At 33.0% G+C, this 12,232-nt stretch carries 12 protein-coding genes; 9 read left to right on the top strand and 3 right to left on the bottom strand.

Annotation, left to right across the window (positions count from 1 at the left end):
- The first annotated feature begins 68 nt into the window (after positions 1-68).
- The 3 genes from obgE (at position 69) to LJY17_RS14800 (ending at position 4,249) form a co-directional block, all read left to right on the top strand.
- Entirely contained in the window at positions 69-1,082 is a 1,014-nt protein-coding gene (gene obgE / locus LJY17_RS14790; protein ID WP_264544581.1) for a GTPase ObgE, read from the top strand.
- Between the two features lie 150 nt (positions 1,083-1,232).
- Positions 1,233-3,386: a S46 family peptidase gene (locus tag LJY17_RS14795; protein ID WP_264544582.1), complete on the top strand. Its 2,154-nt coding sequence runs from the start codon at positions 1,233-1,235 to the stop codon at positions 3,384-3,386.
- A 179-nt stretch (positions 3,387-3,565) separates the two neighbouring features.
- Entirely contained in the window at positions 3,566-4,249 is a 684-nt protein-coding gene (locus LJY17_RS14800) for a tetratricopeptide repeat protein (RefSeq protein WP_264544583.1), read from the top strand.
- A gap of 28 nt (positions 4,250-4,277) precedes the next feature.
- Here the strand turns inward: LJY17_RS14800 and LJY17_RS14805 are convergent, their stop codons facing one another.
- Both LJY17_RS14805 and LJY17_RS14810 read right to left on the bottom strand, forming a co-directional pair.
- Positions 4,278-5,795 (bottom strand): hypothetical protein, encoded by a 1,518-nt coding sequence (locus LJY17_RS14805; protein ID WP_264544584.1) that lies wholly within the window; start codon positions 5,793-5,795, stop codon positions 4,278-4,280.
- A gap of 4 nt (positions 5,796-5,799) precedes the next feature.
- Positions 5,800-6,270, bottom strand: a complete 471-nt coding sequence (locus LJY17_RS14810) for a T9SS type A sorting domain-containing protein (RefSeq protein WP_264544585.1) — start codon at positions 6,268-6,270, stop codon at positions 5,800-5,802.
- A gap of 210 nt (positions 6,271-6,480) precedes the next feature.
- Here LJY17_RS14810 and LJY17_RS14815 point away from each other — a divergent pair, with 210 nt between their 5' ends.
- The gene (locus LJY17_RS14815) at positions 6,481-7,836 is read left to right on the top strand and encodes a UDP-N-acetylmuramate--L-alanine ligase (protein ID WP_264544586.1); all 1,356 of its coding nucleotides are present in this window, start codon (positions 6,481-6,483) and stop codon (positions 7,834-7,836) included.
- On the opposite strand, the gene LJY17_RS14820 is transcribed toward LJY17_RS14815, so the two are convergent.
- Entirely contained in the window at positions 7,837-8,487 is a 651-nt protein-coding gene (locus LJY17_RS14820; RefSeq protein WP_264544587.1) for a DUF1287 domain-containing protein, read from the bottom strand.
- 82 nt (positions 8,488-8,569) lie between these two features.
- Between LJY17_RS14820 and radC the strand changes: the two genes are divergently transcribed.
- From radC to LJY17_RS14845, 5 genes are read left to right on the top strand one after another with little or no spacing between them, the layout of a single operon-like run.
- Entirely contained in the window at positions 8,570-9,253 is a 684-nt protein-coding gene (gene radC, locus LJY17_RS14825) for a RadC family protein (RefSeq protein WP_264544588.1), read from the top strand.
- 2 nt (positions 9,254-9,255) lie between these two features.
- Positions 9,256-9,885 (top strand): ABC transporter ATP-binding protein, encoded by a 630-nt coding sequence (locus LJY17_RS14830; protein WP_264544589.1) that lies wholly within the window; start codon positions 9,256-9,258, stop codon positions 9,883-9,885.
- Positions 9,882-11,075, top strand: a complete 1,194-nt coding sequence (locus LJY17_RS14835; RefSeq protein WP_264544590.1) for an ABC transporter permease — start codon at positions 9,882-9,884, stop codon at positions 11,073-11,075. The genes LJY17_RS14830 and LJY17_RS14835 overlap by 4 nt, the downstream gene beginning before the upstream one ends.
- Positions 11,068-11,541 (top strand): hypothetical protein, encoded by a 474-nt coding sequence (locus LJY17_RS14840; protein ID WP_264544591.1) that lies wholly within the window; start codon positions 11,068-11,070, stop codon positions 11,539-11,541. The genes LJY17_RS14835 and LJY17_RS14840 overlap by 8 nt, the downstream gene beginning before the upstream one ends.
- 3 nt (positions 11,542-11,544) lie before the next feature.
- The gene (locus LJY17_RS14845; RefSeq protein WP_264544592.1) at positions 11,545-12,231 is read left to right on the top strand and encodes a YjjG family noncanonical pyrimidine nucleotidase; all 687 of its coding nucleotides are present in this window, start codon (positions 11,545-11,547) and stop codon (positions 12,229-12,231) included.
- The last annotated feature ends 1 nt before the right edge of the window (position 12,232 follow it).

Genomic DNA, 12,232 nt, shown 5'->3' on the forward strand with positions numbered 1-12,232 from the left:
GAGGAGGACAACCAGTGGCTGTCAGGTATTTTTAAATTTGAATCATTAATAATTAGGAGGAATATAAAATGACTGAGGGTAACTTTGTAGATTACGTAAAAATATATGTTTCATCTGGAAAAGGTGGAAAAGGTTCATCGCATCTACATAGAGAGAAGTTTATCGAAAAAGGTGGACCAGATGGAGGAGATGGTGGTCGTGGTGGACATGTTATTGTAAAAGGAAATAAAAATCTTTGGACACTCTTTCATTTAAAATTTACCAAGCACGTAAAAGCTGGTCATGGTGGCGATGGTGGTAGTTCAAGAAGTACTGGTCACGATGGTGAAGATAAATATCTAGAAGTACCTCTAGGGACTGTTGTAAAAGATAAAGATACTGACGAAGTTTTATTTGAAATTACAGAAGATGGAGAGGAAATAATTTTGGTACAAGGGGGAAAAGGTGGATTAGGAAACTGGCATTTTAGAACTTCGACTAATCAAACTCCTCGATATGCACAACCAGGAATGCCTCCTATAGAAGCTGATATTGTTTTAGAACTTAAAGTTTTAGCCGATGTTGGTCTTGTAGGTTTCCCTAATGCAGGTAAGTCTACCCTGTTATCAGTCTTAACTTCTGCAAAACCTAAAATTGCTGATTATCCTTTTACAACATTAAAGCCTAACTTAGGAATTGTTGCTTACCGTGATTTTCAATCATTTGTAATTGCAGATATCCCTGGGATTATCGAAGGAGCAGCTGAAGGAAAAGGTTTGGGACATTATTTCTTACGTCATATTGAGAGGAATTCAACACTTTTGTTTTTAGTTCCCGCTGATGCTAAAGACATAAAAAAGGAGTATGACATTCTTTTGGATGAGTTGAGAAGATACAATCCTGAAATGTTAGATAAGGATAGATTGCTTGTAATTTCTAAATGTGACATGCTTGATGATGAGTTAAAAGCAGAGATGAAAAAGCAATTAGATAAAGAATTAAAAGGTGTGCCTTACATGTTTATTTCATCAGTAGCACAACAAGGCCTTACTGAATTAAAAGACAAACTATGGCAAATGTTAAATACAGAATTAGAATCGTAAAAAATCCCTCATATTGAGGGATTTTTTTATTTTATCATGTAATTGTTTTTAAAAGTTAAATTTTTCTTAATAAAAAGGTTTTCTTTTTCCTTATGTTTTAGGCAATTATCAAAAAAGGGTATATTCGCATCACTAAAAATAAATTATGTTATGAAAAAATTACTTTTATCTCTAATCGCGGCTATTACACTTGTGCCAATGAGTGTTAAGGCTGATGAAGGTATGTGGTTCTTAATGTTCATTGAGCGTTTAAATCACAGAGATATGCAAAAAATGGGTTTACAGTTAACAGCTGAAGAAATTTACAGCATTAACCACCATAGTTTAAAAGATGCAATCGTTCAGTTTAATGGAGGTTGTACTGCAGAAATTATTTCTAAAGATGGATTGGTGTTAACAAACCACCACTGTGGATATGATGCAATTGCTGAGTTATCTACTGCTGAGAAAAATCACTTAAAAAACGGTTTTTGGGCAAAAGACAGAAAGGATGAAATTAAACCTTCAAGTTTATTTGTTCGTTTCTTTGTTCGTATGGACGACTGTTCAAAAAGAATTTTAGCAGTTGTAAATGATAAAATGACAGAAGCAGAGCGTGAAAAAGCAATCAATGCTGAAATTGCTAAAATCGAAAAGGAAAACAACGAAGGAGGAAAATATACAGTATCTGTACGTTCATTTTTTCAAGGAAATGAATACTACTACTTTGTTTACCAAGATTATAAAGACGTTCGTTTAGTAGGAACACCACCAGAAAGCTTAGGTAAGTTTGGTGGAGATACAGACAACTGGGAGTGGCCTCGTCATACTGCAGATTTCTCAATGTTCCGTGTGTATGGAGATGCTAATGGAAATCCTGCAGAATATTCTCAAAACAACGTGCCTTTAAAACCTAAACATTACTTACCAGTAAACATTGGAGGTGTTAAAGAAAACGATTATGCTATGATTTTAGGATATCCTGGTCGTACAAATCGTTGGATGCCAGCTGCTGGAATCGAGCAAAACGTAAAATTTGCTTACCCTGCATGGGTTGAAGGTTCAAAAGTAGGTATGGACCAAATGAAAAAATATATGGTACAAAGCGATGCTTTGAACTTAGTATATGCTTCAAAATTTGCTGGTGTTGCTAACTACTGGAAAAACCGTCAAGGTATGATTGATGCTTTAACAAAATTTGGAACTGCAAAAACAAAAGCAGCTCAAGAAGCAAAATTCAATACATGGGCTAACAAACAAGAAAACAAAGCAAAATATGGAAACGTAGTTGCTACAATTAATAACTTCTATAAGTTAACTAACGAAAAATCACGCCATGATAACTATCTAAACATGATTTTTAGAAATAGTGCTTATGGAGCTATTGCAAGAACTTTAGGAAAACAATTAGAAAATTACGCTAAAGCAGACGCTGCTAAACGTGGTCAAATGGCACCAGCTATTTCTGAAATGGCAGATGAGTTCTTTAAAGAAGTTCACATTCCTGCTGAAAAAGATATTCTTGCAGCTGAGTTAAATTTATATGCTACAAAATCTACAGGATACAACATTGCACCTGCTGTTGCTGAATTAGGAAAAGCAAATAATAATGATTTCTCTAAATATGTTAATGCTGCTTTCGATTTAAGTTTACTTTCATCAAAAGATAGAGTTAAAGCTTTCTTAGAAGTGCCAAACGAAGCATTAATTACAAACGACCCATTATTTAAATTGTCTAATGATTTAATTACACATTTTGGTTCTAAATCAGACGAAATTGCAAAAGCACAAAACGATTATGGAGCTGCTTTCCGTAAATTGGTTGAAGGATTACGTGAGTCTAAAATTGGAACAATCAAATACCCAGATGCTAACTCAACGTTGCGTTTAACTTACGGAAAAGTTCGTTCATTGCCTGCTGATAAGCGTAACGATGCAAAAATCAACAACTATACTACTTTAGCTGGTCAAGTAAAAAAATACAAAAAAGGCGATGCTGAATTTGATTTACCAGAGAGAGTTCTTGAAATGAACAAGAACAAAGATTTTGGTCGTTATGCAGACAAAGATGGTTCATTACACGTAAACTTCTTAACTGATAATGATATTACTGGTGGTAATTCAGGTTCTCCAGTATTAAATGGAAAAGGTGAGCTAATTGGTCTAGCTTTCGACGGAAATATCGAAGCAATGGCGGGAGACGTAATTTTCGACAAAAACCTTCAAAGAACAATTAACGTTGATATTCGTTATGTACTTTGGGTAATCGAAAATTTCTCAGGTGCTAAGCATATTGTAGATGAAATGACATTAGTTAAACAATAATACTGATTAACACGTAAAAATATAATCCGAATTCAGCAATGAGTTCGGATTATTTATTTTTGGGCATTCCCTTTTTGTTAACTTCGAGAACCTCAGTCAACAAAAATGTCGGGCTGTTCGCGCTACATGGTAGCTTGCTTCCATCCCTAATGCAAACAATTTTTTTATATTTTTGAAAGATGAAATATTTCTTAAGCACTTTTTTATTTGGCACAATATCTCTTTGGTCACAATCCAATTGTGAAAATGGCGAGATACTTTTCAAACAGAAAAAATATGTTGAAGCACAAGCCTTACTTCAGAAATGTATTTCAGAAAATCCAAAAAATTATAAAGCAATTGATCAATTGGGCGAAATAGCCTATCATAATAAAAATTGGGATGATGCCATAAAATATTCAACGATACTTAAAAATGCTTACCCAACAAATGCCGAGTATTGGTTTAGGTATGGAGGTTCGTTAGGAATGAAAGCTAAAACATCTAGTAAAATGAAAGCGTTAATGTTGCTAGATGATGTTGAGGGCGCTTTTATTAAAGCAACAAAATTAGATTCTAAACATATAAATTCAAGATGGGCTCTAGTTGTTTTATATGTAGAACTACCAGGAATTATTGGCGGGAGCGAGAGCAAAGCGTTGCGATATGCAAATGAATTGATGCAACTTTCAAAAGTAGATGGATATTTGGCAAAAGGATATATTGACGTCTATTTTGAACGTTATGATAAAGCTGAAATTAATTACAAAAAAGCACATGAAATAGGACAATCAAAAACCACTTTCGAAAAATTATATGATTTATACTTAAACAAGCTTAAAAATAAAGCAAAGGCAGAGGAATTTAAAAGGACAAACAAATAGTATACATTCTTGTTTGTCCTTATTAAATTTATAATCTACGACTATTTGGTAGTAATAGTAATGAGCATTCACTAATTGCTGCAGAAAAAGAATTTGTTTCGGCATTTCCTCTAGTTATCTCAATGTGAACAGTGAAATTTCCTGTCTCGTTAATGTTTATAGGGATATTAGACAGGCTATTAAACATTCTTAAGCCGTTTTTGACTTCAAAAAATGGTATACTTTTAACTATTCTACTTGTGCCTCCTGTTTTAAATAAAGTTATGGTTATAATTCCTGCTGTAGTACAATTTATACTTCCAATACCACATCCAACCAATGTGTAATCATAATTAACAGACAAAAGTAGTGTTGAAGGAGTCGTTATGTTTATATTTTGAAAGCTTTTTTGAGGATTTGAAAAGTTAGGAGTAACAGAACTTACAATAGCTCTATTATCTGTAGGTCCTATGGTGAATTTATAATTTGACTCCCATCTAGCAGGTGAATATTCACCACCACTTGTGAGTACATCTCCTGCAGTTCCCACATTTCTATTTACACCAATATTTCCATTTGCTTTGACAGCAAATTTTTCTTGAAAGCCAATACTCCTGTCGTCATAGCCAATAGCAACATCAGTATAGGGATGATCACTATATATTTGTAAGCGATTCCCTGTTACAGCAAAGCCAACATCTCCTGTAGCTCCTGGATAAAGAGTAATTTTCTTTTCTAAAGTAGGAGGAAAGGATAATGGCGCAGTTGGATTGTTTGTTCCAATTCCGACTTTTCCGCCACTATTAGAATTAGTAATGCTTCCGTTACTATTTAAAGCCCAATATGAAGGAGTTGAAGGAGATATTGGTGCATTTTCCCAACGAGCAACACCATTAGCATCACTTGTCAGGATTTTACCGAAACCTTGCGTGCCATCCGTAATTTTTATTTTACCATTAATGTCAAGTTTTTGACTAGGGTAAGCATTATTTATTCCTATATTTCCATTTGGTTTTATAACAAATCTTCCAGCTTGTATTCCAGGAGCATCTACTTCTACATCTCCATTACCTCCAATAGACAGTGCTTTGCTATTAGTATCGGCAATACGAATTCTTTTTTCAAACATTATACCATAAGCATCTTTTTTCCAGTAACCGTTTGCAGCATGTAATGCATAAGGAACACTGTTTATAGGACTAGTGGTACTTATAGTGTAAGTATTTCCTCCGTTTGGATCAATCTCTGTTAAAATAAAATATTCGTTCTCACCCCATTCAATATCTGCAAAATGTGCAGAATTATTATTACCAGTGCCAATTTCGATAGTAAATAATCCATTGTCATTAGTAGTTGTAGTATGTTCTTCTGAATATACTTCAGGACCATTAGCTTGACTTTTTAAAATCGCAACTCTAATTCCAATATTTTGGTTTATTAATAAATTATTGTTTATGTCTCTCCCAATAGCTTGAAAACTCATTTTTTGAGGTGTTTGAGCTATCATTCTTGTACTAATAATCAAGATTAGGGTTAGTAATACTTGTTTTAAAATATTTTTTCTCATGTTGTTAGTTTTTAATTAGTTTAAAGGTTTTAGAGCCTATATCATTATAAAGTTTTAAGAAGTAAAGATCCTTTGTTAGAAATGATAGATTTATGATTGTCTGAGATTCCATAATTTCACCTTCTTTTATCTTAGAACCATTTAAATTAAAAAGCTCATACTTAATAGGCGTTTTTATTTCTTCTGTGAAATAAATTTGAATAGCTTCATTAAAATTATTTGGGTAAACAATAGCATTAAATTCATTATTCACTTCAACTTTTTTTGTTGAGTTTTTATAAATTTCAAAAGGTTGCTGAATACCGCATGTAATTTTTTCTGATTGAGAGTCAACAGATTTATAATCGATTAGTCCAATGCTATACGATAGCTTTCCATTAGAACTGCTCGAAGAACCACCACTGCAAACTATTGCTTGCTGGCCATAATTAATCTGACTAGTGGTTAAGAATAAAATGTAAGTAATTGATTTCATTTTTAGTTTTTTTTGTTTGTCATGACAATTATTAAGGATAAAAACATTTGCTTGGTTTTTATAATGTAAAAGTATTTTATGTTTAAATCCTTGTCAATCAACCGAAAGGCTCATTTTTAAAGTTGTGTTTATTTTAAACTTTATGACTTATATTTGAAGATACTTAAGCACAGTGCATAGAAAAGTTAAATTGATTATAGAAACTAAATAATGAGAACTCACTTCATAGCTATTGGCGGAGCTGCCATGCACAATTTGGCATTAGCCTTACATAGTAAAGGATATAAAGTTACAGGTAGTGACGATGCCATTTTTGAACCGTCAAAATCACGATTAGAAAAAAAAGGTTTATTGCCTGTTGAAATGGGTTGGTTTCCTGAAAAAATTACTGCTGATATCGAAGCTGTTATTTTAGGAATGCATGCAAAAGCTGATAATCCTGAATTGTTAAAAGCACAAGAATTAGGTCTTAAAATTTATTCGTATCCTGAATTTTTATACGAGCAATCAAAAAATAAAACACGTGTCGTTATAGGAGGCTCACATGGTAAAACAACCATAACCTCTATGATTCTTCACGTAATGCATTATCATAATGTAGAAGTTGACTACATGGTAGGAGCGCAATTAGAGGGGTTTGACACTATGGTTCATCTTACAGAAAAGAATGATTTTATTGTTTTAGAAGGAGATGAGTACTTGTCTTCACCAATGGATAGAAGGCCTAAATTTCACTTGTACCAACCAAATATTGCTTTGATTTCGGGAATTGCTTGGGACCATATCAATGTGTTTCCTACGTATGAAAATTATATTGAGCAGTTTGAAATTTTTATTCAGAAGATTACTAATGGTGGAATTTTGGTTTACAATGAAAATGATCCTGAAGTGAAACGTGTAGCTGAAAAAGCCGAAAATCCTATTCGTAAAATACCTTATCATACGCCAGAATACACGGTTCAAAAAGGTGTAACATTATTGGAAACACCAGAAGGTCCTATGCCAATTGAGGTTTTTGGTGCACATAATCTAAATAATTTGGCTGGTGCAAAATGGATTTGTCAAAATATGGGAATCGACGAAGCCGATTTCTATGAGGCGATTGCTAGTTTCAAAGGAGCTTCTAAGAGATTGGAAAAAATTGCTGTGAGTGCTAACAAAGTAGCTTACAAAGATTTTGCGCATTCGCCAAGTAAAGTAGCAGCTACTACAAAGGCTGTTAAGGAACAATATCCTGACCGTACACTAGTAGCTTGTTTAGAATTACATACTTACAGTAGTTTAAATGCTGAATTTTTAAAAGAGTACGAAGGAGCATTAGATTATGCAGATGTTGCTGTGGTCTTCTATTCTCCAGATGCAGTTAAGATTAAACAATTAGAAGAAGTGACTTATGAGCAAATTGCCAAAGCGTTTAAACGTGATAATTTGGTAATTTATACTAATCCTGCCGAATTCAAACAGTTTTTATTCAGTGCTGATTTAAATGATTCGGCATTACTTTTAATGAGTTCAGGGAATTATGGTGGATTAGATTTTGAAGAGGTGAAAGGATTAATTCAATAATCACTTTTCATACTTAAAATGACCAACAATATCATAACTAAAAAGACAATCAGCCAAAACTTGTCCGCTTCCAACATTGTGAACAATCATAGGTCTTTTACCATCTTCTGATTTAAGATGTGTAATAATCCCAATATGTGGTAATTTATCATTTATCATCCAAGTTACAATATCACCCGTTTCATAATCATCAGGATTTTGTGAAACGGGTAATTTGTTTCCTTTTCTCTCAAAAAAGACTTCCAAATTAGGAACTCTTCTGTGATCAATGTTTGTGTCGGTTGTTTTTAATCCCCATTTTTTGAGATTAGGATATAAGTTGAAATTAGATACCATATCTTCATGAACTTCTTTTTGTAAATCGATATTTAATTTTCTGTACGCTCTAATAACGACATCTGTACAAACTCCAGTTTTTTGGGGTACATCTCCGTTTGGATATGTTATTCCAACATAGTTTGGAGTGTAAACAACGTTAGGGTCAATTATTGATAGTGCTGCATTTGATAGCTTTTCGGCAAATGAGTTGGGATTGACTATTTTTTTAATAGATGTATTGATTACTGGAGAATTCTGAGTTTGTGCAACAGAATCATGGTTTTTACAGCCCATGAATAAGCTTCCAAAGATTAATATAAAATGTTTGTACATAGAATTAGTTTTGATGAAAATGAGTTTTATGTATGGTAAATATATTTTTGTTATTTTGTATCAAATTTTAAGCCAAAAAAGTATGTATACGCCAATCAATCAGTGGGCCGAAGATGACCGCCCGCGTGAAAAATTTCTTCTTAAGGGAAAAACCACTCTTTCCGATTCTGAATTATTAGCTATTCTTATTGGTTCAGGATCTCGTAATGAGAGTGCTGTCCAATTGTGTCAGCGTATTTTAGCATCAGCCAATAATAATCTTAACCAACTCGGAAAACTTTCAGTGCAACAGCTAATGCAATTTAAAGGAATAGGTGAGGCTAAAGCCATTTCTATAGCAGCTGCTTTAGAGTTAGGAAAACGAAGACAAAGTGAGCCTACATCTGAATTGAAAAAAATAACGTCTAGTAAAGCTGTTTTTGAGATTATGCAACCTATTGTTGGAGAACTCCCTCACGAAGAATTTTGGGTATTATACCTTAATAATTCAAACAAAGTTATTTACAAAACACAAATCAGTAAAGGAGGAATTACTGGAACAGTTGTAGATTCACGATTGATTTTTAAAACTGCATTTGAGCATTTTGCGACTAATATCATTTTGATACATAACCATCCATCTGGAAAATTGCAAGCTAGTGAAGCCGATAATCAAATAACCAAAAAAATAAAAGAGGCGGGTAAGCATCTCGATATTGTAGTTCTTGATCACGTTATTGTCACCGAAAAGAGTTATTTTAGCTTCGCCGATGAAGGCATACTATAAAAATGATTGTAACTAAAAATCTTTCTTTTTCCTACGGGAGCGAAACACATTTTACGTTTCCTGATATTATTTGCAATGCTTCTGAATCTGTTTTGATTACAGGGAATTCAGGAGTAGGGAAAACTACCTTATTACACCTTTTGGGCGGATTGTTAAAACCATCTTCTGGAGAAGTTATTTTTGACGGAATCAAAATTAGTCCATTTTCTGAAAAACAAATGGATGTTTTTAGAGGTAAAAATATAGGTGTTGTTTTACAACAAAATCATTTTGTTGAATCTATTTCAGTTTTAGAGAATATAATGCTTGCGTCTTGGCTTGCGACTGGAAAAAAAGAAAAGCAAAAGGCTAAATCACTTTTAGAACATCTGCATCTTGAAAAACATTTGAATAAATTGCCTTCACAATTGAGTGTGGGGCAGCAGCAAAGAGTTTCTATTGCTAGAGCTTTAATTAATAATCCAAAAGTTTTATTAGCAGACGAACCTACTTCCAGTTTGGATGATGCTAATACAATAAAAGTAGCTGATTTACTAGAGAATTTAGCTAAAGAGTACAATACAGCTTTAGTTATTGTTACTCATGATTCTAGATTAAAACAACGTTTTAGTAACCAAATATTATTGTCATGATTGCAAAGCTAGCATGGAGAAATATATGGTTTAAACCTCTCAATACTTTGTTGAGTGTATTGTTGCTCTCGTCAAGTGTAGCAATTATTACTTTGTTGATTTTGCTGCAAAAACAATTTGAAGAACAATTTTCAAGCAATGCAGATAATATCGATTTGGTTTTAGGAGCGCAAGGAAGTCCGTTGCAATTGATATTGTCTTCGGTCTATCAGGTTGATGCGCCAACGGGAAACATAAATTATGATTCAGCAAGAGTATGGATGCGTCATCCTTTTATAAAATCAGCAATTCCATTGGCTTACGGAGATAATTATTTAGGGTATAAAATCGTTGGAACAACACCAGATTATTTGCAAAAATTTAATGCAAAAATTGAAAAAGGAAAAATCTTTAAAAAAGAATTTGAAGTTGTTGTAGGACATAGTGTGGCTACGAAACTTAATTTGAAAGTTGGGGATAAGTTTAATGGAACGCATGGTGATGCTAAAGAAGGAGAGCAACATGAAGAGTTTCAATATTTAGTAGTAGGTATAAGTTCAAGAACTGGAAGAGTTATTGATAATTTGATTTTAAGTAACATTGAAAGTGTTTGGGCTATGCATGGTCATTCTCATGAGGAATCTGAAGAAATTCAGGAAGAACCAAAAGAAATCACCTCTGTATTACTGAAATTTCGAAATAAGATGGGAATTGTAACTTGGCCAAGAATCATTGTCCAAAATACAAAAATGCAAGCTGCTTCACCTGCTATTGAGATCAATCGCTTGTTTACGCTATTTGGAATCGGATTAAAAACTCTTGAATATATGGCTTACGGTATTATGCTTATTTCTGGAGTAAGTATATTTATTGCTTTATTTAATCGGTTAAAAGAAAAGGAATATGAGTTTGCTTTAATGCGTTTGCATGGAGCTTCACGTATTCAAATTCTTTCCTTAGTGATTTCAGAAAGTTTATTTTTGTGCGCAGTAGGTTATTTTTTTGGAACAATTATTGGAAGAGTTGTATTACGATGGCTTTCTAGCGCTGCAGCAGAAGATTTTAAAATGGAATTTAATCCAATTGAAATAATTTGGGATAAAGAAAGTTGTCTTTTTATGATTACATTATTGGTTGGTGTTGTTGCGGCTTTAATTCCGGCAATCAGAGCATACCGAATGAATATATCAAAAACATTAGCAAATGGATAAAATAAAAATTGAAATAGTTGTATTGGCTTTTGCCTTATTTGGATTTCAAAAATCAGAATTTTTAAAAGAGAAAACTCAAAAAACTGTAGTTTCAGATACATTAAGTTGGAAGAAACTAGGACAAATTAAATTTGTAAAAAAACAGCATAAAGATTATGGAAACATTGATTTTCCTGTAATTAGCCCCGAAGTCAAAAAGTACCATAACAAACGCATTTTTATGTCGGGCTTCATTGTACCTATAGACAATGTTAATTATGCATTGAGTAAAAACGTGTTTGCATCTTGTTTTTTTTGTGGGAAAGCAGGACCAGAGACCATTATGGGGATTAAGTTTAAAGCAGGAAAATTAAAATTGCGTACAGATCAATATGTAACATTGGAAGGAATCATGAAAGTGAATGAAAATGACCCTGACAACTGGATGTATAATATTGAAGATGCTGTAATTGTTAAAGGGAATTAAATTATGTATTCAAAAATCAGCCATATATTTTTTGATTTAGATCATACACTTTGGGATTTTGATAAAAATTCAGAGAAGGCTTTCGAAGTAGTTTTTTCAGAAGTTTTACCAGAAATTAATATTGAAAAGTTTGTTTCGGTTTATGCACCTATAAATCAAGCTTGTTGGAAATTGTATCAAAATAATCTCATGACGCATGATGAATTAAGGTATAGAAGACTTAAGGATTCGTTTGATGCTTTGAATGTTTCAGTTTCAGATGCTTTGATTGATAAAATCTCCGATGATTATATTTTGAACTTGCCCAATAGCAATCATTTGTTTGAGGGTTGTGTGGAAACGCTTGAGTATCTTCATAAAAAATATAAATTACACATTATAACGAATGGTTTTGCCGAAGTACAATTTAAAAAGCTTAACAATTCAGGAATACATCATTTTTTTGAGACAGTGACTAATTCTGAAATGGCTGGAGTAAAAAAACCACATTCGGGGATTTTTGAGCATGCTTTGTCAAAAGCTTCTGCAGAAAAAGAAGAAAGTGTAATGATTGGAGATTGTTTAGACGCCGATGTGGCTGGAGCCATTAACTTTGGAATACAATCTATTTTTTTTAATTCAGAAAAAATTGATGTTTCAAAAGATGTTAATCAAATTACTAACTTAGCCGAACTTAAATACCTATTTTAAT

Origin of the sequence: Flavobacterium hankyongi, assembly GCF_036840915.1 — a bacterium.
GTDB classification, from domain to species: domain Bacteria; phylum Bacteroidota; class Bacteroidia; order Flavobacteriales; family Flavobacteriaceae; genus Flavobacterium; species Flavobacterium hankyongi.